Consider the following 24,604-nt stretch of genomic DNA (forward strand, 5'->3'; position numbering starts at 1 on the left):
GAAGTGGGAAGCCTCGCCCGTGGCGCGTCAGCGCTTAGGGCGGGGAGCAGTCACTGTATCGAGTTCGAAATGTTCCAGGTAGGAAAGGCTCGAATATCCGGTGCCAAAGTCGTCGATGGCGATGCGGTGGCCGCGCTGGCGCAGTTCCCGCAGGCGGGCGCGTATGGCGTCTTCGTTGAGCAGGGAGCGTTCGGTCAGCTCCAGCTTGATCGCGGAGGGCGAGACACCTGCCTCGCGCAGGGCCTTGCGCAGCGCATCCCCGAAGCGGTCGGAGGCCAGGTCGTGGCCGGTGATGTTGAGGTTGATGGTCTGCTCGGGATGCGCCCGCAGGTTGTCGCCCAGGTCGCGCAGGATCGCCAGGGTCAGAGCGGTGGCCTGCCCGGTGTCCTCGGCGAGCGGCACAAAGACATCCGGGCGGATGGTTTCGTCGCCCTCGCGATGCCAGCGGGCCAGGGCCTTGGCACCCCGGCAACGGCCGTCGGCGAGGTCGACGATGGGCTGGTATTCGACGCTCAGGCGCTCGTTGGCAATGGCCTCGCGCAGCTCGCTGGCCAGGCTCAGGTGACGGCGCAGGTAGTGCAGGACCAGGAAATAGCCACAGGGTCACCAAGAGCAGCCCGAAGAGACCCGCCACGATCAGGGTGGGGAGGTAGCGATCCCAGAAGGCCGCCAGCGGCTGCACGACAATGATGTCGACAGGGAAGATCGTGTCCAGCGAGAAGCGGCTGACGATGCGCCCCTGGGCGCGGTCGACGCTCAGGCCGACGGGGGTGGCATCGGGTGATGGGAGATCGGCGTCAACGGGATAACGGATCATGGGCAGGCCTTCGACCCACAGGCCGACCCGCTGCTTGTCCAGCAGGCCGGGCCTGATCAGCAGGCGCGGGTCGATCGCGACGTCGTGCCGGCCGAAGCGCATCAGGAACAGCTCCAAACCGCCCACGGCGGTGTCCGCGCTCGGCCACCAGGCGACCACGCCGGTGTCGTAGATGCGGCTGGCACGCGGTGGTGTGAGGGCCTCGCCCTGGACAAACCCCGCACCGCACTGGCGTTCGGCCGCGCGCCAGTACCCGATGGCACGCACATGAGGCCGTGCGATGGCCGCGTCCTGAAGGCGTTCCAGGTGCTCCGGGGAGCAGGGTTCCAGGTCCAGCTGATTGAGGCTGTCCAGCAGTTCGCGGGCGTCTACCAGCGTGGCTTCGGTCTGTTCGCCCAGGCGCTGGGAGAGTTCGGCCAGGCGCTTCTCCTCGGCGACCACGGACTCCTGCCACAGAAACCAGGCCAGGGCGGCGAGCGGCAGCAGGATGCCGAGCAGGGTCGCGGCGGAGACCGAGAGCAGGACCTTGTCGCGTCGGGTGATCATATTCACCAGGGGCTGGAATCGAACGGATCGAGAGTAGCACGGGGCGGACCTCAGGCCGGTACCCGTAATGTCACGGAGATTCGGCACCGTCTATGGTCAGAATGAGGAGTCCGTGTCGGGAGGTGTTGCCATGAACCAGGATCGGGAAGAGGGCGGAGATGGGGGCGCGACGACGTCGCACGAAACATCCGGAACGCGAATGCCGCAGGCCCAGCGCAGCCGGATCAGCATGCATGACGGTGTCACCGATTGGTGCGACTGCTGTTCCTGCGAGGCCGAGCCGTACTGGGCGGAGGTGGCGGAGGAGCTGGGAATCGATCCGGATCCGGGCGTGGCACGTGGAGGGCGCGCCCGGGGGTCAGTCGCAGCTCCCGACTGAGTCACGGGCGCAGATGCGGCCGTCGGTCCAGATGCTGCGGCTTAGGTAAGCAGCGTCCAGCCGGGCACCGGAGAGGTCGGCATCGGTCAGGTTGGCGTGGGCGAGATTGGCATTCTCGAGGTTGGCGTCGACCAGGCGAGCCTGGATCAGGTCCGCGCCGGTCAGGTTGGTTCCAGCCAGATTCGCGCCCTCCAGTCCGGCCAGGGCGAGGTCCGCGAAACGCAGATCCGCGTCGGTCAGCCGTGCACCATGCAGGCGCGCGCCAGCCAGGCGGGTGCTGTGAAGTGACGCGCCCGTCAGGTCGGCATCGCGCAGGTCGGCGCCGGCCTTGTCACAGTAGTTCCAGTTGACCCCGGGCCCCGCGGCCTGTTCGCAGTTGGGCCCGGAGTCACGCTCGAAGGCAATCCCGAAGGCGAGCAGCAGGCCGATGGCCAGGGTGACTGCAAGGCCACCCGCGATCCAGGGCCGCGGCCCGCGGACCCACTCACTCCAGGGCGGCGCCGGCCGTTCCAGGATCTCGGCCCATTGTTGGCGATGGGAGATCGTCGCGGGCGATTCGGGACAGCGGCGGTCCCCCTTGCGGCGTTCGCGGATCTCGGCGGGCGGGTTGTCGTCGCGCCGTTCCCGCCGGCGTTCGTCCTCGCGCAGGCGGGCCTGCTCCAGGCGTTCGCGGCCCTCCGGGGTGTGGGCGTTCTGCAACTCTTCGGGGATCAGGTGAGGGCGCTGGTCGATGCGCCACCAGGTCTCGCGGTCGAGGCTGACCTGGTCATCCGGGCGCAGCCGGCCCAGGATCAGGAAGCGGCCGATCGAGCGCTGAGGGTAGGGCCCGCAGACCTGATCATCGCGTCGGGTAAACCACAGCTCATGGCGTCCGTCGCCGGTTCCCGGGGGCGGATCTTTTGCGTCTGGCCGGGGATCGGGGTTATCGCTGGTCACGGTTCTTGCTGGCTTCCCTTGGCACCGCGTCCGTTACGGTGGATGCCGCGAGTATAGGGCATGAAACCGGGCTTCTGGGCACGGATTACCGGCTGGGGGCCGGGGGCTGGATGCCCCAGGTATCGAGCTGGGCGCGGAGTTCCCCGGCGGCGGGCTCCGCCTTCTCCAGGATTTCGTCGATCCGGTTGAAGTGCAGCAAACGGATGCCACCGGTATCCGGTACCAGGTAGAGATCCGGCGGGTCGAGGCGGGTCATGTGGCGGATGATGGAGCCCTGCATGATGCTGAAGCTCTTGAACAGCAGGTCGGTGATGCCGATCTCCTCGGTGGCGTTCGGCGAGCCATTGCCGGACACGTCCACGGCGATCACGTAGTCGTATTCGCCCTGCAGCAGATCATAGGGCAGCGGATTGGAGGCCCCGCCGTCGATCAGGGTCTGGCCGTCGTCGTGCCGGACCGGTTCGAACAGGCCGGGCACTGCCATGCTTGCCTCGATCGCCAGGAACAGGTCGCCCTGGTCGATCACCACGCTCTCGCCGGTGCGAAAGTCGGTGGCGACCACGGCGAAGGGGATGCGCAGATCGTCGAAGTCGCGCGCCTCGGTGTGCTCGGCGAGGAAACGCAGGAACTCGCCCGAATCGAACAGGGCATTGCGGCCCAGTCGCAGGGGGACCAGGTCCAGCAGATTGATCTCGGAGCGCGCCAGCCCGGTCAGGGCATCAAGCTCGGATCCGGAAAAGTCGTCGAACAGGTCGAAGATCTCGTCGGCATCGAGCCCGGCGGCGTACAGGCCGCCGATCACGGCGCCGATGCTGGTGCCGGTGATGCGGTCGGGAAGGACCCCCCGGTCGTCGAACACCTGCAGCATGGCGATATGCGCCAGTCCCCCGGCCCCGCCCGAGCCCAGCGCCAGGCCAATGGTGGGGGCGGGCGGTTCAGCGGTGTCTGCAGCCAGTGCGACCGGGGCGGTGGCCAGGAACAGGGCGAGGAAAAGGAACGACAGCCGTCTCATGGGGCGATGCGTTTCCGGGGCGTGTGGGTCATGCTGCTACCCTGAGCCCGAATGCACGGACGGGCAAGAAGAGGGTCGCGCATGCGGGTCACAACAGGGAGTGGCGAGAGGGTCCCCCGCGCCTTCAAGTGGAGCTATCTCGCCTTCGTGCTGGTGCTGGTTCCGGTGTATGCCGTGGTGCACGGCTGGTTCAATTTTCTCTGGTTTTCCAACGTGGCGTTACTGGGCGGGCTGCTGGCGGCCTGGCTGGAGAGTCGCCGGATCGCGAGCATGATGCTGGTAGCCGTCGTGCTTCTGGAGCTGGGCTGGGTGCTGGATTTCCTGCTGAGCATGGCGGTCTGGGGCTGGGCCCCGCTGGGGGTTGTGCACTACATGTTCAACCCCGAGATCCCGCTGTTCGTGCGCCTGCTGTCGCTTTACCACCTGCCGCTTCCGTTCGTGCTGATCTGGATGGTCTGGCGTCTCGGGTATGACCCCCGTGCCTGGCGTTACATGGTGGGGCTGGGCTGGGCCATCCTGTTGCTGACCTTCGCGCTGGCGGATGCCGACAACAACGTGAACTGGGTGCTGGGTCCGGGTGGGCAGGTGCAGGAGTGGATGCACCCTGTTGCATGGCTGGCGGTGGTCATGGCGGTATGTTCCGGGGTGTGGTGGCTCACGCATCTGCTGTCTGCCTGGCTGTTGCCGCAGCGCAGCACCGCGCGCTGCGGGCGGGCTTGGTAGGCTGACGGGCTTCCCCGAGCGAGGAAACGGGAGCGGAAATGATCGAGACTACGCCGGTAGAGCGGGTCGGGTTTGTCGAACCGGACACGTTCCTGCGGCAGTACAAGGCGGTCGCGCAACCGGTGATCCTGGAGGAGCTGACCCGAGAGTGGCCGGCACGGGAGCGCTGGACACCCGACTATTTTCGCGAGGTCGCCGGGGATGCCGTGGTGCCGCTGTATGACAGCCGGCCTGCGCGCGACAACGGGCATCAGCACGCCGCGTCCCTGCACATGCCGATGGCGGAGTACCTGGACCTTCTGGAGGGGGGCGAGCGCGACCTGCGCCTGTTCTTCTTCAACCTGGTTGCCGCCCGGCCGGCGCTGGCGTGCGACTTCGAGTTTCCCGAAATCGGGTTGCACCTGTTCCGCAAGCTGCCCGTGCTGTTCATGGGCGGCAAGGACGCGCGCGTGCAGATGCACTTCGACATCGACCGCCCGGATATCCTGTTGTGCCACTTTGGCGGGCCGAAACGCGTACTGCTGGTCGCTCCCGAGTACACGCCGTACATGTATCACGTGCCTTTCTCGTTCAGTGCGCTGGCCTCGGTGGACTTCGAGGATCCCGACTACCAGCGCCATCCGGCCCTGCGGCATGTGCGGGGCCACCTGGCCGAATTGCGCCACGGGGACGTGCTCTATATCCCGCCGGGGTTCTGGCACTACGTGCTGTATGACGACATCGGCTTTTCCATGGCACTGCGGGCGTTTCCGCGTGACCTGCCGGATGTCGCGCGGATGCTGAGCAACCTGCTGGTGACGCGGACCATCGAGGGCACCATGCGCAGACTGGTCGGGCAATCCTGGAACGACCGCAACGAACGTCGCGCGGTGGAACGCACCGAACACTTTCTCGCCCGGCATCCTGCGGCCTGATGGATCCATGCGCGCGCTCGCGGAGTAAGATCAGGGTGCTGGCCTTTTCTTCTTCTGCCTGGAACGAGGTGCTGCCGTGAGTGAAGCCCTGCACGTGGTCTGTCCGCATTGTGACGCGGTGAATCGAATCCCTGCGACACGGCTGGGTGCCGGCCCGAAGTGTGGCCAGTGTCATCGGTCGTTGTTCGGCCAGGATCCGCTGGAACTGACCGCCACGAACTTCCTCCGCCACCTCGAGCGCAACGATATCCCGCTGTTGGTGGACTTCTGGGCGCCGTGGTGCGGCCCCTGCAAGATGATGGCCCCGCAGTTCCGCCAGGCCGCAGCGGATCTCGAGCCGACCGTGCGGCTGGCGAAGGTGAATACCGAGGCGGAGCCGGCGCTGGGCCGGCGGTTTGCGATCCGCAGTATCCCGACCCTGGCGCTGTTCCGCGGCGGACGCGAAGTGGCGCGCCAGGCGGGCGCGATGGGGGCGGCGGATATCGTGCGCTGGACCCAGAGCCAGGTTTAGCCGGGCAAAGGTGGCTTCGTCGCGGTCGTCAGCATCGTAGGATGCCGACGGTAATCAATCAGCGGTTGCCCAGTTCGCGCCAGGCCTCGTGGCCGCAGCTCATGCAGTGGTATTGCGCCTCGAAACGCCCCGGCTGGTTCGCACGTTCCCGGATCGTACCGTCCTGGAAGGTGAAGCTGCGCAGGGTGCAGCGCGGGCATTTTTCGACCGGGTCGCGGGGCGCACGTGGCTCGCTGGCCGCAGGCGTGTCGGTGCCTTCGGTCCTGTCGGCGGCGTCCTCCATTGCCTGATTGAGCTCCCGGGTCAACTCGGCCGTGACCCGGTGGGCGGCCTCTGTGGTGTCCTCGCGGGCCATGGCCTCCAGCTCGGCCAGACGGTCACGGATGTGCTTTAGACGGGTTTCGAGTTCGGTCACGGGCGCCTCCAGGGTGGTATGCCCAGCATAGTCGGTTCGCGTTCGACGGGGGTTAATCCAGCCGGACTACTGTACGGCCGCGGATCTGGCCCTTCAGGATCGACTCGCCGTAGTCCGGCAGGTCTTCCAGGCCGATCTCGCTGGTGATGGCGTCGAGATCATCCCCGGGGAGCAGAGCGGCCAGGCGCTCCCAGGTGCCCCGCCGCCGCTCGGCGGGGCACAGGACCGAGTCGATCCCCAGCAGGTTGATCCCGCGCAGCAGAAACGGCAGGACCGTGGTCTGGAGCTGCGCGCCGCCGGCCAGGCCACAGGCGGCCACCGAACGTCCGTACGCCATCCCGGCGAGTACATGGGCCAGCATGTCGCCGCCGACCGTGTCCACACAGCCGGCCCAGCGCTCGCCCAGCAGCGGCTTGGCCGGCGCGTCGGCCAGCGCCTCGCGAGCCACGATGGCGCTGGCGCCCAGTTGGTGCAGGTAGTTGGCGTTCTCCGGGCGTCCGGTCACGGCGGTGACCGTGTAGCCCAGGCGTGCCAGGAGCCGCACGGCGATGCTGCCCACGCCGCCGGAGGCACCGGTGACCAGAACCTCGCCGGTGCTCGGTTGCAATCCGTGGTCTTCCAGGGCCTGCACCGCCAGCATGGCGGTAAAGCCGGCAGTGCCCGCGGCCATCGCCTGGCGCGCGCTGTAGCCGGGCGGCTGAGCGATCAGCCAGTCGCCGCGGACGCGCGCGCGCTGGGCGTAACCGCCCCAGTGGGCCTCGCCGACACGGTAGCCGGTCAGCACGACGGGATCGCCCGGGCGGTAGCGCGGGTCCGACGATTCGAGCACGGTCCCGGCCAGGTCGATGCCCGGCACGTGGGGATAATCCCGCACCAGGTTGCCCCGCCCCTGCAGGATCATGCCGTCCTTGTAGTTGAGCCCCGAATAGTGAACCTGGAGCAGGACCTCGCCCGCGGGCAGGTCGTCGAGAGTGAGTGTCCGGATCGTGGCCACCGGGCCGTCGGGCTGCGGTTCCAGGAGCAGGGCCTTGAAGGATTCGGTCATGCGAATCAGCGTCTCGTCAGGGAATGCAACGGCAGCCTAACAAACGGCCGTCTTTTCTGGCGCGAAGGGCGGGGAATGTTGCTAACCTCATTGAGATGGGCGAACGGGATTGCGCGTGTTCGCCGGGCGGCGTTGCGCCACGCGCCGATTGTTTCCCGTTGCGAGGATCATCATGGCGGCAGACCCCTCCGGGTGTTTCCATTCACAGATCATTGAATACGCCCCGGTCTGGGTGAATACCCTGGATCCCGAGGGGCGGGTGACGCTGTGGAATCGGGCGGCGGAACGGATCAGTGGCTATAGCCGCGAGGAAGTCGTGGGACACGCGAGTATCTGGGAATGGCTTTTCCCCGACCCGGACTATCGCGCGGCGGTCTTCGCCGAGGGGAAGGCCATCATTCACGAAGGCCGCGAGATCGCGGGCCTGGAGTCCACCATCCGCACCCGTAGTGGCGAACAGCGCACGCTGTCCTGGTATGCCCAGCGGTTTTTCGATACCGAGGGCGCGCTGCTTGGGGCCAGCGTGATGGGCGAGGACATCACCGAGCGCAAGCAACTGGAACTCAGGGCACAGCACCAGTACCGGTTGCAGGAGGTGGTGTCGGCGATCTCCGCGCAGTTTGCGGACCTGTCGGCGGACGCGGTGGACGCAGCCGTTGTGCAGGCCCTGCAACGTCTGGGCGAGTTCTTCCGGATGGGGCGAGCCTACGTGATCTGCTTTTGCCCGGACCATGAGACGATGGACCTGGTGAGCGAGTGGTGCGCGCCCGGTATTGCCCCCTTCCTCGACGAGATGCAAGGGATACCCATGGAGGCGCATGGCTGGGTGACCCGCCAGATTCGGCAGGGACACCCGGTGCATGTCCCCGATGTGGGTGCGCTCCCCGAGGCTGCGGTGGTGGAGCAGGCCGAGTTCCGGCGCCAGGATATCGAGTCCCTGTTGCTCATCCCGTTGATCAGCGATCAGAAGGCCTTCGGGTTTCTGGGCCTTGATTCGGTGGCCCGGCACTACGAGTGGAGCCCCGAACAGATCGGCGCGCTGCAGGTGGTAGCCGATATCATCGCCGGCACCTTCGCGCGCAAGGAGGTGGAGGCGGAGCTGGCCCGCCAGGCGCGGGTAGATGGCCTGACCGGCCTCGCCAACCGGCGCGAATTCGATGCCGTCCTGGAGCGCGAGTGCGGTTCGCGGCGCGAGGTGAACCTTGCGCTGTTGATGATCGATATAGACCACTTCAAGCCGTACAACGACCGCTTTGGCCACCTGCGTGGGGATGACTGCCTGCGCCAGGTCGCGGAGGTATTGCGCGCCGCGGCACACCGGCCCACCGATCTGGTGGCGCGTTATGGCGGCGAGGAGTTTGCCTGCATCCTGCCGGACACCACGCTGGAGGGTGCGCGGGCGGTCGCCGAACGGGTGCGCCGCAAGGTCGAATCGTTGCAGCTGGGCCACCCGGATAACGTGACGGATGCGGTGACGGTCAGTCTCGGGGTATCCGCGGTCGACGGGGAGCGATCCGTGGCGCCGGAGGATCTTCTGGGGGAGGCGGACCGGCAGCTCTACCGCGCCAAGCGCGAGGGACGCAACCGGGTCTGCGCGGCGGGGCTATGATTACCCCCGCCGGGGTTATTCTGCGCCGGCGGCGCGCGTCGGGCGTTCGCGCGGATCGGCGGAGCGGGCATCTTCGCGCTCAAGCAGGGTGACGACCGGGACCGACTCGCTGTCTTCGTTCACCAGCTGATCGCCTTCCATCCACGGTGGCGGCAGCTGCGGACGCATGTCCTGGACCTGGGCGAAATTCGGGAACTCCACCTTGGAGAACAGTTCCGCGGCGGATTCCTGCGCCTGCGGGTTTTGCAGGGTCAGCACGAAGCCGGTGGCCAGCACCAGCAGGGAAAACTGGAAGCGCTGATCGCTGTAGGTGGAACGTGAACGCAGCAGGTCGAGCATTGGATGGTCTCTCGGGAGTCTTGCCTGCATAGACAGTACGCCCGGACGAGGGTTTCCATCAAGCAGGCCCGGTTCGGAGCGGGGCTTTGAGTTGCCACCGACCCGGGTCGTGTCAGGGGCAGCCGGGGGCGTGTTGCTTCAGGATGCGCGACGGCAGACCAGAAAGACCTCTTCGACGCCGTCGGTGGCGACCATGCCGGGGGTCAATTCGAGGGGCTTTTGCAGGCGCAGTCCCAGGGGCATCAGGAAGCGGTTGTAGACCTTCATCGCGACCGGCCGATGACGTTGCAGGAACCACATGCCGAGGTCATTGATGCGCGAGGATTTGGGCTTCATGCCGAAGATCGCGCTTTGCTCGATCTGCAGGTGGTGGCGTTCCAGCAGTTGCGTCAGTTTGGCCGGTTCATAGCGCCGGTAGTGGCCGACGATGTCGTCGAATGGCGTCCAGTATTCCGGGTGTAGCGGGGTGGACAGCAGTACCCGAGCCCCGGGTGCCGCCACCCGCGAGAGCTCGGCCAGGGCCGCCTCGTCGTCTTCCACGTGCTCGACGATGTCCAGCGCGCACACCAGGTCGAAACTCTCGTCGGCGTAGGGCAGGGCGGAGATGGGGGCGGTGTGGGTGATGCCGCCCGCGCTTTCCAGTGCGGCCAGGGCCGGTGGGCTGATATCGACAAAGTGGGTGCCGGCGATCGGCAGGCGCGGGCGCATGCCGGGCCCTACTTCGAGCCGGCGGGTATGCGATTTGGCCAGGCTGGATACCAGGCCCCAGGTGTTGAAGCGTTCGGGGTGCACCAGACGCGTGTCCGCCCACAAGCCATCGTAGAAGCGCTGGTTGACGTCGCCGATGTCCGAATGTTGCTGCGGGGCAGTATCGTGGGTCACGCGGTGGCCGGGCTTGAATGGTGCGCAACAGTGTAACCAACCTGACGGGTGGTCACAGGCTGGCTGGGTAGACTCCGGGAAGCCGTTCTCGGTTTGGCGGGCGGGTCAGCGCCATCCGCTGTGTCATTCGTCGGTCTCAATGTGCCGTGAGTGGCGGCGCTGAATCCGGTGGCGCAGCGCGGCGCCCAGTAGCAACAGCACCGCCAGCGCAAACAGGGGCAGGAGGGTTTGCGGTTGCAGGGCCTCGCCGCTCGCGAGGGCGTCGGTGGTCCCGTGGATGGCGGTGGCGTACACGCTCCATTTGACGGCGAGCCCGAGCACGGCTGCCAGCAGGAAACGGCCAAGTGGAAGGCCCAGCGCGCCGGCGGCGTAGTTGACCATCGAATGGGGAAAGCCGGGGAGCACGCGCAGCGCGATCTGCGTGGCGAGGCCACTGTGGCGGTGCAGGAAATCGGCCAGCCAGGCGTCTTCGCGGCGTTCGTGATCGGGATGGCGCGCCAGGCGGGCGGACACGCGGTACGCACCCCAGGCACCACTGACGCTACCTGCGAGGAGCAGGCCGATGGCTAACAGGGGCGGATGGAATGGGGCGATCAACCAGAGGATGAGCGTGCCGGGCAGAGCAAAGGTCAGCATCAGGGCCATCAGGAGCACCAGTCCTGCCGTGGCCCAGGGGCCGCCCGCGACGGCATCGCCCCAGGCCAGCAGGCGGACCGGATCGCCCACCCACAGCGCGCTGCCGATGCCCAGCGCGATCAGCAGCACCAGCAGGCCGCGCCCGATGTTGGCGCGGGAAAACCCGTTGGGTCGGGGGCGGGGGTGCGTCATTGAGCGGGGCCTCCGGGGAGCGTCCGGCGTGATGCGGTCAGAGTAGCGGATGCGCAATCCCAAGGTTCGGTGGCAGGTCGCATCGGCGCCGCGGATCGGTACACTCGGCTCAGGTACCCGGGGAGGAGACGCGCATTGAGCAAGAAGCTGGAGAATCAGACGGCACACAAGATCCTGCGCGGGCTCAAGTCGCACTATCCGGTGTTCTACCTTCTCGGCTGGGACGAAGATCGCATGGAGCGGCTGCTGCGTTCGGTCGCACGCTCGTTCTACGGCGAAGACGGCCACCTGGAGGTCTGGTCGGCGAGTCACGGGTTTGGCGAGCACGACGACCCGAATGCACCGACGACGGACCCGGTAGCGGCAGTGGCGCGGGTGGCGGCCGGCGAGACGGATGCCCCGCGCATGGTCCTGCTGAAGGATCTGCCCATGTGGTTCGATGACAACCCGGCGCTGGTGCGCGGAGTGCGCGACCTGTACTACCAGCTGAAGAAGGGGCGCAACGTGGTGTTCCTCAGCTGCCCGTTGCTGAAGCTGCCGGAGATCCTGAAAAAGGAGGTCTTCCTGGTCGAGGTGGACCTGCCGTCCGAGGCCGAGGTGCTGGAGCAGCTCGAACACACCCGCGGCGCCGAGACGGTCCCGCGCGAGCAGTTGTTCCGGGTGGCGGCGGGAATGCGCGGCCTGTCGCTCAACGAGGTCGGGCACCTGAGTGCGCGGCTGTTCCGTGGCAAGCCGCTGCCCGAGGCCGACATGCTGGCCGAGATCCAGGAGGAGAAGGGCCAGATCCTGCGCAAGGAGAGCTGTCTCGAGTTCTATCCGCCACAGCGCTCGCTGGAGGATATCGGCGGTCTGGAGAACCTCAAGGAATGGGTGCGCACACGCGCCGACCTGTTCACCGAGAAGGCCTGGAACGACAACGTCCCGCTGCCGGCCGGGGTGCTGTTCATGGGGGTGAGCGGCTGCGGCAAGAGCATGGCCGCCAAGGCCATCGCCACCGCCTGGGGGCTGCCGCTGGTGCGGCTGGACATGAGCCTGGTGCTGTCCGGCAGTTTCGGTACCCCGGAATACGCCTTTGCCCGGGCCACCCGGATCGCCGAGGAGATCGCGCCGATGGTGCTGTGGGTCGACGAGCTGGAGAACGCCTTCGGTTTCGACAGTCACGCCGCGGGCAGCGCCGGCAATGTCAACATCTTCTCCAGCTTTCTCACCTGGCTGCAGGAGAAGTCGCCCCGGGTGTTCGTGGCGGCGACCGCGAACCGCATCCAGCAGCTCCCGGCCGAGCTGATGCGCAAGGGGCGCTTTGACCAGCTGTTCTTCCTCGACCTGCCGAACGTGGAGGAGCGCAAGGAGATCCTGCGCATCCACGTCGAGCGTCACGGCGGCAACCTGGAGGACTTCAACCTGAACTACATGGCGGCCAGCACCGAGGACTGGAGCGGGGCCGAGATCGAGCAGGCGGTGAAGTCGGCGCGGATCGACGCCTACCAGGAGGGGCGGGTGTTCAACCAGCGCGACGTGATCCGCAACGTGATCAACACGGTACCGCTGTCGCGGACCATGGTGGAGCAGATCCGCGAGATCAAGAGCTGGGTCTTCCAGCGCGCGATCAATGCCTCGAAGCCGGAGCCGAAGGGCGCCGCCTCCGGCCCGCCGAAGCCGCCCGGCTGACCGCCCGGCCTGGTTTTCCGGGCGCCGGAGCGTGGGCCCTGGGTGGCCTATACTCCGGTCAGGGGGACGCCAGAGCCGGTACGGGTCCCGGTCCCCCACGGGTTCGGATACGGGTCGCCGGTGGAGGAATGCTCATGTGGCGCAATGTTTCTTTCGCGATTGTCCTGGCCGCGGCCCTGGGTCTCGGCGGCTGTGCGACCTATCAGGGGTCGCAGGAACAGGCCGGAATGGTGATCGGCGGCGTGCTGGGGGGCGTGCTTGGCTCGCAGGTTGGCTCCGGGCGTGGCCGGACCGCGGCGATCATCGCCGGCACCCTCGCGGGCGCGGCGATCGGTGGCTCGGTGGGCCAGTCCATGGACGAGGTCGACCGGTTGAAGACGGCCCAGACCCTGGAGAGTGTGCGGACGGGTGTGCCCTCGCGGTGGGTCAATCCCGACAGCGGCAACCAGTACACCGTGGTGCCAACGCGGACCTACGAGACCACCGCCGGCCCGTGCCGCGAATACACCATCGACGCGGTGATCGGAGGCCAGACCGAGCAGGTGTACGGGACCGCCTGTCGGCAGCCGGACGGCAGCTGGCGTATCCAGGGCTGAGTGGCGGGCCTGGTCCGCGTCTCAGACAGACGGTTCGGGGGTCGGTTGCCCCGGCCCGGGCGAGTTGTCGGCGGTACGGGTGTCCTGGAAGTCGGATTCGGCTCCAGCATCCAGGGTGCGCGAGACGACGCAGTCACGCCCCTCGCTCTTCGCCTGGTAGACGGCCTGGTCGGCGACCCGGAAGAGGTCGTTCATGTCGATCTCGCGACCGCAGGGACGACTGGTCACGCCGAAGCTGGCGGTAATGGTCAGTCCGGCGGGCTGGAGTTCGCGCAGTTGCTGGCGCAGCTCCTCGGCACGGGTATGGGCATCGAACAGGTCGCACTCGGGCAGGACCAGCAGGAATTCCTCGCCCCCGAAGCGCAGGGCGACATCGACCTCGCGCCCGGTGGTGCGCAGTAGTTCGCCGATGCCAACCAGGACCTCGTCGCCCACCAGGTGGCCGTGGCTGTCGTTGATCTGCTTGAAATGGTCGATATCCAGCAGGATCAGGCTGAGGGCCATGTCCTTCTGGTTGGCTTCGGTGAAGAAGCGTGCGGCGCATTCGGCCAGGACATTGCGATTGCGCAGGCCGGTGAGGGGATCGATCATCGCCATGTCGTAGAGTTTCTGGCGCTGGCTCTGGACTTCCTCGAGCAGGCGCTTGTTCGCCAGGAGGTTGCCGATGCGGGCGCGGACCTCGTCTTCCAGCACCGGCTTGGTCACGAAGTCGTTGACCCCCAGGCGGAAGAGCTCGGCGCGTCGGTTCGGGTCGTCGAGGCCGGACATCGCGACGATCGGCAGGCTGGTCTTGTCGGGGAAGCGGTGGCGCAGGCGGCTGACCAACCCCATGCCGCTGATGTCGCCCTCGACCAGGATATCGCTCAGGACCAGATCCCAGGTGCCCTCGTCGAAGGCAGTCAGGGCGGCGGAGGCGCTGCGAAAGTGCGCTACTTCCAGACCCATGCCCTCGAGGATGCGAGTCATCACCCGGGCGACGGTGGGGCTGTCCTCGACATACAGCACATGCCCCTCGTGGGCGTGTTCCACCGGCCGGCCGTAGCGTGCGGCCTGGTGGAACAGGTCACGGATGTTGGTCTTGTCGTGGAGATCGGTGGCGCCGGCCTCGAAGGCCGCGCGGCGTATGTCGTGGTCCTGCTTGGTGGTCAGCAGGATCAGCGGCAGATCATGGCCGGCGGGTTTGGCGCGTGCCTGGCGGCAGAACTCGATCCCGCTCATGTCGGGCAGGGTAATGGAGGCGCAGACCAGCTCGAGGTCGTTTTCCTCGATGCGGGCGAGGCCCTCCGCACCACTTGCGGCCATGATCGGCTTGTGTCCGGCGGCCAGGACCATTCGGCTCCATAGCGCCCGGAACACACGGGAGTGGTCGACGACCAGGATCTTCATGGCCGGCCGTCCATTGGGCGGTCTCGCCGGGGCGCGGTCGTGACCGGCGGTCGGAGCGTGTCTGCCGTCATGCTGGGTCCTGACTCCATTCAGTGATCCGCAGGCAAATCCGGATAATGCGCGTCTTCGCGCCGGGCTTCAAACGGGCCGTCAAGGCGCGCTGGACAGGGCGTGCGGGCACGGGAACAATGCGGTCATCTGGCGTGCGACAACACACTACGGCCAGGGGAAAGGAGTCCGGCATGAGCTACATGCAGCGAATGGGGAGTCTGCTGCGGTTCGGCAAGGCCGGCGAGCGGCGTACAAAGGCACGCCAGGAGGCCGCTCGCGGGCTGCGGGTGCTGGTGGTGGATGATTCGCGCACGGTGGTCGCGCTGCTCACCAGCATGCTCAAGCAGAACGAGCTGGAGCCGATTGGCGTCGGCGATGCCGAGGAGGCGCTGGCTTTGGCGCGCGAGAATCCACCGGACCTGATCTTCCTGGATATCCTCCTGCCCGGGATGACCGGGTTTGCCATGCTGCGTCAACTGCGCCGGGACCCCGCCACCGCGAAGGTGCCGGTGATCATGATCAGCGGCAACGAGGACGCGGTCGAGCAGTTCTTCCTCGATCGCATCGGCTCCGACGACTTCATGAAGAAACCCTTCGGCCGCGGAGAGGTGTTCACCCGCATCGAGCGCCTGGTGGCGAAGGGGCGTCTTCCGGCCCGCCCGACGCGCTTCTCCGGATAGGAATCCCGGACCCGCACTCGCGGTTCAGGCGGCCTGCCGGGACCGCCAGTCGCCGATCTCGTCGTGCAGGCGCTGTTTTGCGCTGGCTTCCAGGAACGCGGCGTCGACGGCGTTGCGTGCCAGTTTTTCCAGGTCATCCAGGTCCAGCTGCAGGGCCGCGGCCGTGGCGCGGAAGTTTTCCCCCACGTAGCCGCCGAAATAGGCCGGGTCATCCGAGCTGATGGTGACGCACAGCCCCGCGTCCATCAGGCGCTTCAGGTTGTGTTGTTCCAGGCGCTCGAACACGCACAGCTTGATGTTGGACAGCGGGCAGACGGTCAGCGGGATCTGCTCCCGCGCCAGGCGCTGCATCAGGTCGGGGTCCTGCTCGGCCTGGACGCCGTGGTCGATGCGCGCGACCTTGAGCAGGTCCAGTGCCTGCCAGATGTAGTCCGGTGGTCCCTCCTCGCCGGCATGCGCGACGGCGGGGAATCCCTCGGCCCGCGCGCGCTCGAACACGGCCTGGAACTTCTCCGGCGGGTTGCCCAATTCGGCCGAGTCCAGCCCGACTGCGTGGATGTGCTCGCGCCAGGGCAGGGCGGTCTCCAGGGTCTCCATCGCGGCCTCGGCGCTCAGGTGGCGCAGGAAACAGAGAATCAGGCGGTTGGTGATGCCGAGCTCCCGTTCGCCGTCGGCCAGCGCGCGGTGGATGCCGTCGATGACCGTCGCGAAGGGCACGCCGCGTTCGGTGTGGGTCTGCGGGTCGAAGAAGATCTCGGTGTGGCGGACGTGGTCGTCCTGGCAGCGTTCGAGGTACGCCCAGGTCAGGTCGTAGAAATCCTGCTCGGTCAGCAGGACGCAGGCGCCCGCGTAGTAGATATCGAGGAAGGATTGCAGGTCGTGAAACTGGTAGGCGGCCCGAACCTCCTCGACCGAGGCATACGGGAGCTCGACATTGTTGCGCTCGGCCAGGGCGAACATCAGCTCGGGTTCCAGGGAGCCCTCGATGTGCAGGTGCAGCTCGACCTTGGGGAGCGTGGCGATGGCGTCTTGCATGGCGGGATCCTGCGGTGTCGGGGAGGAAAGTGCGCAGAGGCTAGAACTGCCCGGGGCGTGCGACAAGTAACCGGGGTCACCCGAGGGGCGAGAGCAGTTCCTGGAAGAACCGCGCCTGCAGGCCGGGTTCCAGCCACAGCATGAAGGCGATGCCCCAGGCGCCGCCCCACAGGTGGGCGCTGTGGTTGATGTTGTCGCGGTTCTGGCGCTGGGCATAGAGCGAATAGCCGACATAGAGCGCCGCAAACACGATGGCCGGGACCGGGATAAAGAACACGAACAACAGCGACCACGGCTGCAGCAGGATGTAGGCGAACAGCACCGCGGAGACCGCGCCGGATGCCCCCAGGGAGCGGTAGCCGGGATCGCGCAGATGGCGCAGGTGGCTGGGCAGGCTGGCGAGCACGATGGCGGCCAGGTAGAACAGCACGAAGCCGCCCATGCCGATCGCGGGAACCAGCACGCGCTCCATGGCCATGCCGAAGAAGAACAGCGTGATCATGTTGAATGCGAGGTGGGTGCCGTCGGCATGGATGAAGCCGTGGGTCACCAGGCGCCAGTACTCGCCGCGCTGCACCGACGGCGGGTGATGGATCATCGCCTGCAGCCAGCGCTGGTTCTGCCACGCGAGCAGGGAGACCGCGACCGTGGCGACGATCAGGTACAGCGTGACGCTCGGTTCAAAGTTCACCGGCAATCTCCAGCGAGCCGTAGCACCAGGCCTGTAGCCCCTCGGGCCAGCCCCCGCGGGGGAGGCCGGCCTTTTGCAGCAGGGCATCCAGGAAGGCGTCGGGGTTCGGCAGCTGTTCCCAGACGGCTGGCAGGAAGGTGGCGCGGCGGGCGCCCGCCTGGATGACCAGTCCGTCGCGACCGGGTTGCAGTCGATCCAGCAGAACCTCGCGGTGGCTGGCCTCGATCGGCCGCGGGGCCGTCAGCAGGGTCACCGAGTAGTCAAGACCCGCGAGTTCCGGGGCGCGCAGCGCCGGGAAGCGTGGATCGTGCAGGGTGGCTGCCCGCGCGTTGTGCAGGACGTCCGCGGCCAGGTGCCGGTGGGCCTCCAGCGTGCCGATGCAGCCGCGCAGGGTTTCCCCTTGCTTCAGGGTGACGAAGCTGGCGCCGGGATCGGGTAGCGGGTCGGGCTCCTGTTCCAGTGCAATGGGGCGGGCGGGGGCATGGTGTGCGGCCCGCCGGATGGCATCCGCGGCCAGTTCCAGCAGGCGCTCGCGCGCCGGCGCGGGCAGGTCGATGGCGTCCGTCATTGCAGCATCCAGGCGCCGTAGCCGACCACCTGGTCGCGCGGGCCGGCGGTGTCGCCGGAGTTGCGCTGGTCCAGTGTGGTGATGGTGAGACCGCGCTGCCGCGCGAGCCGCAACAAGCCAGCCAGCGGCCGGCAGCCGCAGGCCTGTTTCGGCCCCAGCGCGTGTTCGTCCAACTGTTCGATGGCACGGGTGGTGGCCATGTCCAGGCGGCACGCGGTGGCATAGTCGTGGAAGTGGGAGAGATCCGAACTCACGACGATCAGGGTCTCCGGGCCGCCCCACAGCCGTTCCAGCACGCTCGCGACCTGCTCGGACGAGGCATCCCCGACCACCAGCGGGACGAGTTCGAATGTCCCCAGTGCCACCTGCAGGAACGGCAGGTGGGCCTCCAGGCTGTGTTCCGGTCCGTGGGCGATGTCCAGTAACTGGACGCCGGGCAGGTCCGCGATGGCTTCCAGGGCTTCGTGGTCCACGGGGATGTCTCCCAGCGGGCTGCGGTAGGCCGTTGCCGTAGTGGTCGCGATGCCGCGGAAGGGCACGCGATGCGATGGACCCAAGAGGATGACGCGCCGGATCTTTCCCGCCAGGGGGCGGATGTGCGCATAGACCGATGCCGCCACCGGGCCGGAGTACGGGTAGCCGGCATGCGGCGCGATCAGGGCCTTGGGCCGCGCCACGTCCGCTACGAGCGGGACCGCATCGAGCAAGCGGGTGACCGTGGCGCGTAGCTCCTCGGGCTCGGCCGGGTAGAACTGGCCCGCGATGGCGGGCTCGCGGATGCGGGGCTGTGCCGTCATTGAGGGGCTCCATTAAGCATTATGTTGTTGAATATTGGGGTTGTGCCCTCATATTCAAGACCATGAATCACGGTCTGGACTGGATATGAACGACATCCCCGAACACGACGCATTCACCGTCGCCACGCGCTACTGGCATGCCCTGGAGGATGGCCGCGTACAGTGCGATCTGTGCCCGCGCTACTGCAAGCTGAAGCCCGGACAGCGCGGCGCTTGCTTTGTGCGCGCCAATCTCGACGATGCCGTGGTGCTGACCAGCTATGGGCGTTCCTCCGGCTACTGCGTGGATCCGATCGAGAAGAAGCCGCTCAATCACTTCCTCCCGGGCAGTCCGGTGCTGTCGTTCGGCACGGCCGGCTGCAACCTGGCCTGCAAGTTCTGCCAGAACTGGGACATCAGCAAGTCGCGCGAGATCGACACGCTGGCCGATCGCGCCGATCCCGAGACCATTGCACGTGCCGCCGAGGCGCTGGACTGTCGCGCGGTGGCCTTTACCTACAACGACCCGGTGATCTTCCACGAGTACGCCATCGACGTGGCGGCGGCCTGCCGCGCGCGGGATATCCGCACGGTGGCCGTGACGGCCGGTTACATCACCGAGCAGGCGCGCGGCGAATTCTTTGCCGCCATGGATGCGGCGAACGTGGACCTGAAGGCATTTACCGAGCGCTTCTATCACAAGCTGACCGGGGCCCATCTGCAGCCGGTACTCGACACCCTGGAATGGCTGGTGCACGAGACCGATACCTGGGTCGAGATCACCACGCTGCTGATCCCGGGAGAGAACGACAGCGATGTGGAGATCACCTCTATGGCGCAATGGGTCCGGGAGCATCTGGGGCCGGATGTGCCGCTGCATTTCACCGCCTTCCATCCGGATTTCAAGATGACCGAACACCCGCGCACGCCGATCGAGACGCTGCAGCGGGCGCGTCGCATCGCTCGCGAGCAGGGTCTGCATCACGTGTACACCGGTAATGTGCATGACACGGAGGGCCAGAGCACCTGGTGCGCGGGGTGCGGGCAACGCGTGATTGGCCGCGACGGGTATGAGCTGTCGGACTGGAACCTGACCGCCGATGGCTGTTGCAACGCCTGCGGGGCATCGGTGCCCGGGGTGTTCGAGGCGCGCCCCGGCAACTGGGGCGCCCGGCGTCAGCCGGTGCGGCTAGCCGATTTTCGGGGGGCTGATTCGCAGGGCTTGAAAAGGCCCTCTCCGCGACCTAGTTAACTCGGTAGACAGGATCTGCAACGGAGGTGATCACCATGGACCTGCAAAAGCTCAAGCCGTGGAACTGGTTCAAGCGCGAGGAGACCGCGAGTCCGGAGGTCGTGCCGGCTCGGCGCGAGGGCGCCGACCCCTTGATGCGCATGCACCGCGAGATGGACCGGATGTTCGAGGACTTCTTTGGCTCGGCCCTCGGGATGCGCGGGGGTGATGCCGCCGCCTCGCTGCTGCTCAAGCCCAGTGTGGATATCGCCGAGACCCGCAAGGCCTACCGGATCACGGTGGAGGTGCCGGGGATCGACGAGGACGCGATCGACCTGACGGTGGATGGCGACGACCTGATCATCTCCGGCGAGAAGCGCTAGGGAAACACTGATTCATGTACACGCTCGCGTTGGCACCCCAGGTTTTCCGAGACAAGGCGCGTCGTGCAACAGGTAGTGGTTCTACCTGTAAGCGGCGCAACGCAGGATCGGGGAACCTGGGGTACCAACCCCGAAGGGGCTCGGCCGCTTTTGCGCGCGCACAGCGTTGCGGTTCCCTTGTGCAGAATGACTGCACGGCAGTCACCGCGCCTTGTTCGCACGCAAAAGCGACTCGAGCGCGAGCGTGTACATGAATCAGTGTTTCCCTAGGAGACCGAGGAAGATGACGCGGGCTATCATCGTGTGGAGCGGGCCTACGGACAGTTTCGCCGTATCCTCAGCCTGCCCGGGGACGCCGATATCGATGCCATCCAGGCGCGGTTCAAGAACGGTGTTCTGAAGATCGACATCCCCCGGCGCAAGGATGACGCCCGGCCGGGCGTGCGCCGGATCGAGATCGGCTCCTGAGGGGGGGGCATCACACGACGGCCTGCCGTGCGCTGAATGATCGCCGGGACCGCCCGACGACAAGGATGTGAGACCAGCGAATGACACGACGGATCGTGATCTGTGCGGACGGAACCTGGAATCGCCCGGAGGAGGACGTCGAGTCGGACGTGCCGACCAATGTCCTGCGCCTGGCGCGGGCCATTGCGCCCGTCGATGCCATGGGCGACCCGCAGCAGGTCTACTACGACTGGGGCGTGGGGGCGTACTACGCAAAGATCTCGGGTGGCGTGACCGGACGTGGCATCCACAAGAACATCCAGGATGCCTATCGCTACATCGTGCAGAACTACGCCCCCGGCAGCGAGATATTCCTGTTCGGTTTCAGCCGCGGGGCGTACACCGTTCGCAGCCTGTGCGGCTTGATCAACAACTGCGGGGTCCTGAAGCGCCCGGATGCACGGTTGATCGAGCAGGCCTTTCGGCACTACAAGAACACCGGCGCCAGCCATGCGCCCGAGGGCGAAGCCTCGCGTACCTTTCGCGCGAAACATGCACATCCCTCGCGAGAGATCCGCTTTGTTGGCGTCTGGGATACGGTCGGCGCGTTGGGAATCCCGTTCTCTCTGCTGGGAATGTTCGATCGTACGGACGAGTTCTACGACACCAAGCTGGGGCCCAACGTGCGCATCGCCCGCCATGCCATGGCGATCGACGAGACACGAGCCGACTTTGAGCCCACCCTGTGGGATCCGCGCCCGGGGCTGGACCTGAAGCAGCTGTGGTTCAGTGGCGTGCATGCCGACGTGGGCGGCGGCTACGCCCCGGATGCCGAGGGGCGTCTCGCGTCAGAGGCCCCGCTGGCCTGGATGATCGAGCAAGCCCGGATGGCCGGGCTGCACGTGGAGGGGTATCTGCCGGATAACCTGCGCCCCGACCCGCTGGCGTCGCTGCACCGCTCGCGGCGGCACATCTATCGCCTGCGACGGCGCTATCGGCGTCCGTTGTACCAGTCGGGTCATCCGACCGAGGTGCATCCGAGTGCCCTGGAACGCTACCGGAAGGATGTCGACTACCAGCCCGAGAACCTGCGCGCGTTTCTGGACGAATGGGGCTGGCCGGACGCCGACTGAATTCCCCCGGATGGAGTAAACGCTCGCGTTGGGAGGCCGGGTCTCCGTTATCCTGTAGGAATAGCAGACGGAGATTCCCTCAATGCAGCCATTTCCCTCGAAGAACGTGTTTGGCGGGGCCCTGGAGCCCTGTAGTCGCGGGCCGGTCACCGGTTTTTATCGCGACGGCCGTTGTGCCACCGGCTACGACGACCAGGGCATGCATACCGTGTGCGCCGAGCTCACCCGCGAGTTTCTCGATTTCTCCCTGGCACGGGGGAATGATCTGATCACGCCGGTTCCGGAATTCGGCTTCCCCGGCCTGGAGGCCGGGGATCGCTGGTGCCTGTGCGCCGCGCGCTGGCTGGAGGCCTACCGGGCGGGGGCGGCGCCCGGGGTCTTCCTGCGCGCGACGCACGAGGAGACCCTGGCGGTGATCCCGCTGGACATCCTCAAGGAACACGCGCGCGACCCAGCTGATTGAGATGGAGGCCCTCCTCGGAGGGTCGGTGGGGGGCCGGGGTGGGCCCCGCTGAAATACAGGGAGAAGACGGATGGATCCGTACATGGTGGGGCTGACAATCGCTCGGGTCGATAACGTGGGCATGGGGAATCGGGGGGTGGCCGGTGGTTGACCGCATGGCCGTGCCCGAGATCGAACGCTTCCGGATCACGCGGACGCTGGGTACGAGTGCCCGCGACGGGCTCTATGTCGCGCACGACCCGCTGCTGGATCGGCAGGTCGCGATTCGAACGCTGACCAACGTCGCGGCGGACGCTTCGACCCGCCAGGCATTGCTTGAAGACGCCCGCCGGTTAAGCCGCTTTCGGCACCCGAACATCGCTCCCATCTTCGAGGCGGGGGACTACGCCGACGGCGTCTACCTGGTGTTCGAGTACGTCGAGGGCGAGACCCTGGAGCAGATCCTGGCGCGCGGACCCTTGCCGATCGATCGCGCCCTGGCCCTGATGCGCGAGCTGCTGGATGCGGCAGCGGCGGCGCACGAGCAGGGCATCCTGCACGGGGCCCTGCAGCCGGCGAACGTGACCGTGAACCCCGAGGGACATGCGCGCATCACCGGGCTGGGCATGGCGCTGCCCGACGTGGCCGCGCGTGGCGAGAGCCACCTGCCGGATACACCCTACTACCTGGCGCCGGAACGGCTGGCGAACGAGGCCGCGACCGAAGGGTCCGACGTGTTCTCCCTGGGGGCCTTGTTCTTCGAGATGCTGACAGGCGAGCGCGCGTTTGCCGGTGATAGCCCCGCGGCGATCCGGCAGGCGATGCAGGCGGGGGCGCTGGAGCCACCCTCCGGTCGCACCGGCAATGGCGACGAACGCTTCGACGCCCTGGTACTCCGGGCCACCCGCCCGGATCCCGCCGAACGTTTCGCATCGGCCCGCGAGTTTCGCGAGGCGCTGGTGGTGGCCGTCGAGGGCGAAGGCCAGACGGGCGACGGATCGCAGGACTTCATCCTGCGGCGGATCCGGCGCAAGCCTGATTTCCCCGGTATCTCCAGCCACATCCGCGAGATCACCCAGTGTTCCGACGACACCATGAAGCGCTCGGTGGCCGAGCTGTCGAATGCCGTGCTGAAGGACTACGCCACCACGCAGAAGCTGCTTCGGCTGGCGAACTCCCCCTTTTACAGCAACTTTGGCGGCAATATCCGCACCGTTTCGCGCGCGATCGTGCTGCTGGGCTTCGAGCAGGTGCGCACGGCGGCGCTCGGGCTGGTGCTGTTCGAGAACCTCAAGGGCGGGCGTCATTCCGGACGCCTGATGGAGGCGCTGGTCGGCACCCTGTTCAGCGCCATGCTGGCGCGTGATCTGGCGGAACAGGTCGGCGGGGTGGAGAGCGAGCGGGCGTTCGTCTGCGCGCTGTTCCACGATATCGGTCGCATGCTGGTGTTGTACTACCTGCCGGAGGAGGCGGACGAAATCCGCATTCGTGTGGGGCAGGGTACGGGTGAGGGCAGTGCCGCCCGCCAGGTCCTGGGGATCTCCTACGAGGCCCTGGCGCGCAGCGTGCTGGAGGACTGGAACTTCCCGCGCGAGATCGTTACGTCGGTGGAACGGGCTCCCTCGGGCACGCTGCCGGCCGCGCGGGATGCCGACCAGCGCCTGCATCGTATCGTCACCCTGGCGTCGGAGATGGGGCAATGCATTACCCAGGCGGATCGCGACCAGCAGGGCGCTCTGCTGACCGATCTGCGCAGGCGCTACGAACGTGCCCTGGGCGTGGATGCCCGCGGAATGCAGCGGGCCATCAAGTCCGGGCGCGAGCATATGGATCACTTCCTGACGGTGGTCAAGCTGCCGCCGGAGGGCCGCGAGCCGTTGAACCGGCTGAAGGCGAATCTGGGTGTGCAGATCGATGACAGCGACGCGGCGGATATCGAAGCCGCGGACGGGGGCGGCGAAGCGGCGGCAGCCGCAACCGCCGATCCCGCCGCCCAGGCCGCGGCACTGATGGAGACCCTCACCGACATGCTGGACAGCATGGTGGGCGAATTCGAGCTGAACACATTGATGCAGACAACGCTCGAGACCCTGTACCAGACACTCGGTCTGCGGCGGGTAATGCTGATGCTCGCCGATCGCGAGCATCGGGTGCTGGTGGCGCATACCGCCTTCGGAAAGGATGCCGAGACGCTGTCCGGACGGCTGCGACTCGCGCTCGCGGGCAAGGGCGACATCCTGTCGCTGGCCCTGGAACAGAAGAAGGACCTGGTCATCACCGACAGCCACGAGGCCTCGATCAGTCGCTATATCCCCGACGAGTTTCGCCAGGCCCTGGATGCGCGCAGTTTTCTCCTGCTGCCGCTGGCGGTGCGCGATCGTTGTATCGGGCTGCTGTATCTGGAATTGCCGGCCGGCGCAGCCGTGGAACCGACGGTCCTGCGGGCCCTGAAGGCCGTTCGCAATCAGATGGCTCTGGCCATTCGGCAGGCGCGCGATTGACGCCGCCCCCACCCGCGGACGCGCGCGGGTGGGGGCGGTCTGCACAGTGTCGATCGCTCC

At 67.0% G+C, this 24,604-nt stretch carries 25 protein-coding genes and 2 pseudogenes; 14 read left to right on the top strand and 13 right to left on the bottom strand.

The genetic code is table 11. The features are described from left to right. Positions 1–51 precede the first annotated feature (51 nt). A pseudogene (locus tag D573_RS14270) lies at positions 52–1,363 on the bottom strand (EAL domain-containing protein); the annotation flags it as partial. Between the two features lie 199 nt (positions 1,364–1,562). Between D573_RS14270 and D573_RS13820 the strand changes: the two are divergent. Next, positions 1,563–1,742 carry a hypothetical protein gene (locus D573_RS13820; protein ID WP_018939188.1) on the top strand — a complete coding sequence of 60 codons (180 nt, stop codon included), beginning with the start codon at positions 1,563–1,565 and terminating at the stop codon, positions 1,740–1,742. On the opposite strand, the gene D573_RS0108835 is transcribed toward D573_RS13820, so the two are convergent. Both D573_RS0108835 and D573_RS0108840 read right to left on the bottom strand, forming a co-directional pair. Next, positions 1,722–2,678, bottom strand: coding sequence for a pentapeptide repeat-containing protein (locus D573_RS0108835; protein WP_018938122.1), 957 nt, complete (start codon positions 2,676–2,678; stop codon positions 1,722–1,724). The two genes, D573_RS13820 and D573_RS0108835, sit on opposite strands and share 21 nt — an antisense overlap. Before the next feature lie 85 nt (positions 2,679–2,763). Further along, positions 2,764–3,690, bottom strand: a complete 927-nt coding sequence (locus D573_RS0108840) for a patatin-like phospholipase family protein (protein ID WP_018938121.1) — start codon at positions 3,688–3,690, stop codon at positions 2,764–2,766. Positions 3,691–3,837: 147 nt separating this feature from the next. Between D573_RS0108840 and D573_RS0108845 the strand changes: the two genes are divergently transcribed. The 3 genes from D573_RS0108845 to trxC all read left to right on the top strand — a co-directional run bounded on the left by D573_RS0108845 (position 3,838) and on the right by trxC (position 5,838). Further along, complete coding sequence (locus D573_RS0108845; RefSeq protein ID WP_018938120.1) at positions 3,838–4,413, top strand: hypothetical protein; 576 nt, start codon at positions 3,838–3,840, stop codon at positions 4,411–4,413. Positions 4,414–4,451: 38 nt separating this feature from the next. After that, positions 4,452–5,327 (top strand): cupin-like domain-containing protein, encoded by an 876-nt coding sequence (locus tag D573_RS0108850; protein WP_018938119.1) that lies wholly within the window; start codon positions 4,452–4,454, stop codon positions 5,325–5,327. A gap of 76 nt (positions 5,328–5,403) precedes the next feature. Continuing rightward, positions 5,404–5,838 carry a thioredoxin TrxC gene (gene trxC / locus D573_RS0108855; RefSeq protein ID WP_026287936.1) on the top strand — a complete coding sequence of 145 codons (435 nt, stop codon included), beginning with the start codon at positions 5,404–5,406 and terminating at the stop codon, positions 5,836–5,838. 58 nt (positions 5,839–5,896) lie between these two features. Here trxC and D573_RS0108860 read toward each other — a convergent pair whose 3' ends face one another. Together D573_RS0108860 and D573_RS0108865 are read right to left on the bottom strand one after the other, a co-directional pair. Then, on the bottom strand, positions 5,897–6,253 hold the full coding sequence (locus D573_RS0108860; protein ID WP_018938117.1) for a hypothetical protein: 357 nt from the start codon (positions 6,251–6,253) through the stop codon (positions 5,897–5,899). A gap of 52 nt (positions 6,254–6,305) precedes the next feature. Beyond that, a complete protein-coding gene (locus D573_RS0108865) occupies positions 6,306–7,298 on the bottom strand; it encodes an MDR family oxidoreductase (RefSeq protein ID WP_018938116.1) in 993 nt (330 codons plus the stop codon). 172 nt (positions 7,299–7,470) lie between these two features. Between D573_RS0108865 and D573_RS0108870 the strand changes: the two genes are divergently transcribed. After that, positions 7,471–8,907, top strand: coding sequence for a diguanylate cyclase (locus D573_RS0108870; RefSeq protein WP_018938115.1), 1,437 nt, complete (start codon positions 7,471–7,473; stop codon positions 8,905–8,907). 15 nt (positions 8,908–8,922) lie between these two features. On the opposite strand, the gene D573_RS0108875 is transcribed toward D573_RS0108870, so the two are convergent. The 3 genes from D573_RS0108875 to D573_RS0108885 form a co-directional block, all read right to left on the bottom strand. Next, entirely contained in the window at positions 8,923–9,246 is a 324-nt protein-coding gene (locus D573_RS0108875) for a hypothetical protein (protein WP_018144227.1), read from the bottom strand. Between the two features lie 138 nt (positions 9,247–9,384). Beyond that, positions 9,385–10,128, bottom strand: a complete 744-nt coding sequence (locus D573_RS0108880; protein ID WP_018938114.1) for a methyltransferase domain-containing protein — start codon at positions 10,126–10,128, stop codon at positions 9,385–9,387. A gap of 123 nt (positions 10,129–10,251) precedes the next feature. Then, positions 10,252–10,956, bottom strand: a complete 705-nt coding sequence (locus D573_RS0108885) for a TVP38/TMEM64 family protein (RefSeq protein WP_018938113.1) — start codon at positions 10,954–10,956, stop codon at positions 10,252–10,254. 135 nt (positions 10,957–11,091) lie between these two features. On the opposite strand from D573_RS0108885, the gene D573_RS0108890 reads away from it, so the two are divergent. Together D573_RS0108890 and D573_RS0108895 are read left to right on the top strand one after the other, a co-directional pair. Then, positions 11,092–12,624, top strand: a complete 1,533-nt coding sequence (locus D573_RS0108890) for an AAA family ATPase (RefSeq protein ID WP_018938112.1) — start codon at positions 11,092–11,094, stop codon at positions 12,622–12,624. A 134-nt stretch (positions 12,625–12,758) separates the two neighbouring features. Beyond that, the gene (locus D573_RS0108895) at positions 12,759–13,220 is read left to right on the top strand and encodes a glycine zipper 2TM domain-containing protein (RefSeq protein WP_018938111.1); all 462 of its coding nucleotides are present in this window, start codon (positions 12,759–12,761) and stop codon (positions 13,218–13,220) included. A gap of 21 nt (positions 13,221–13,241) precedes the next feature. Here D573_RS0108895 and D573_RS0108900 read toward each other — a convergent pair whose 3' ends face one another. Beyond that, positions 13,242–14,606: a diguanylate cyclase gene (locus tag D573_RS0108900; protein ID WP_018938110.1), complete on the bottom strand. Its 1,365-nt coding sequence runs from the start codon at positions 14,604–14,606 to the stop codon at positions 13,242–13,244. Between the two features lie 242 nt (positions 14,607–14,848). Here D573_RS0108900 and D573_RS0108905 point away from each other — a divergent pair, with 242 nt between their 5' ends. Beyond that, entirely contained in the window at positions 14,849–15,337 is a 489-nt protein-coding gene (locus tag D573_RS0108905) for a PleD family two-component system response regulator (RefSeq protein WP_018144221.1), read from the top strand. Positions 15,338–15,361: 24 nt separating this feature from the next. On the opposite strand, the gene D573_RS0108910 is transcribed toward D573_RS0108905, so the two are convergent. The 4 genes from D573_RS0108910 to amrB all read right to left on the bottom strand — a co-directional run bounded on the left by D573_RS0108910 (position 15,362) and on the right by amrB (position 18,428). Further along, positions 15,362–16,372: an adenosine deaminase gene (locus tag D573_RS0108910; protein ID WP_018938109.1), complete on the bottom strand. Its 1,011-nt coding sequence runs from the start codon at positions 16,370–16,372 to the stop codon at positions 15,362–15,364. A gap of 76 nt (positions 16,373–16,448) precedes the next feature. Beyond that, positions 16,449–17,063 (bottom strand): rhomboid family intramembrane serine protease, encoded by a 615-nt coding sequence (locus tag D573_RS0108915; protein ID WP_018938108.1) that lies wholly within the window; start codon positions 17,061–17,063, stop codon positions 16,449–16,451. Then, the gene (amrA, locus tag D573_RS0108920) at positions 17,053–17,631 is read right to left on the bottom strand and encodes an AmmeMemoRadiSam system protein A (RefSeq protein WP_018938107.1); all 579 of its coding nucleotides are present in this window, start codon (positions 17,629–17,631) and stop codon (positions 17,053–17,055) included. The genes D573_RS0108915 and amrA overlap by 11 nt, the downstream gene beginning before the upstream one ends. Next, a complete protein-coding gene (amrB, locus tag D573_RS0108925) occupies positions 17,628–18,428 on the bottom strand; it encodes an AmmeMemoRadiSam system protein B (RefSeq protein WP_018938106.1) in 801 nt (266 codons plus the stop codon). The genes amrA and amrB overlap by 4 nt, the downstream gene beginning before the upstream one ends. 85 nt (positions 18,429–18,513) lie before the next feature. Here amrB and amrS point away from each other — a divergent pair, with 85 nt between their 5' ends. From amrS to D573_RS0108950, 6 genes and pseudogenes are all read left to right on the top strand, one after another. Beyond that, positions 18,514–19,659 (top strand): AmmeMemoRadiSam system radical SAM enzyme, encoded by a 1,146-nt coding sequence (amrS, locus tag D573_RS0108930; protein ID WP_018938105.1) that lies wholly within the window; start codon positions 18,514–18,516, stop codon positions 19,657–19,659. A gap of 35 nt (positions 19,660–19,694) precedes the next feature. Further along, positions 19,695–20,018 (top strand): annotated as a pseudogene (locus tag D573_RS13825) (Hsp20/alpha crystallin family protein); the annotation flags it as partial. A 306-nt stretch (positions 20,019–20,324) separates the two neighbouring features. After that, complete coding sequence (locus D573_RS13830; protein ID WP_018938103.1) at positions 20,325–20,489, top strand: Hsp20/alpha crystallin family protein; 165 nt, start codon at positions 20,325–20,327, stop codon at positions 20,487–20,489. 80 nt (positions 20,490–20,569) lie between these two features. Next, a complete protein-coding gene (locus tag D573_RS0108940) occupies positions 20,570–21,601 on the top strand; it encodes a DUF2235 domain-containing protein (protein ID WP_018938102.1) in 1,032 nt (343 codons plus the stop codon). 82 nt (positions 21,602–21,683) lie between these two features. Next, the gene (locus tag D573_RS0108945; protein ID WP_018144213.1) at positions 21,684–22,064 is read left to right on the top strand and encodes a DUF2237 family protein; all 381 of its coding nucleotides are present in this window, start codon (positions 21,684–21,686) and stop codon (positions 22,062–22,064) included. A gap of 155 nt (positions 22,065–22,219) precedes the next feature. Beyond that, complete coding sequence (locus tag D573_RS0108950; protein ID WP_018938101.1) at positions 22,220–24,544, top strand: HDOD domain-containing protein; 2,325 nt, start codon at positions 22,220–22,222, stop codon at positions 24,542–24,544. Positions 24,545–24,604: the final 60 nt, after the last annotated feature.

This window comes from Thioalkalivibrio sp. AKL9, from assembly GCF_000377825.1.
GTDB classification, from domain to species: Bacteria; Pseudomonadota; Gammaproteobacteria; order Ectothiorhodospirales; family Ectothiorhodospiraceae; genus Thioalkalivibrio; species Thioalkalivibrio versutus.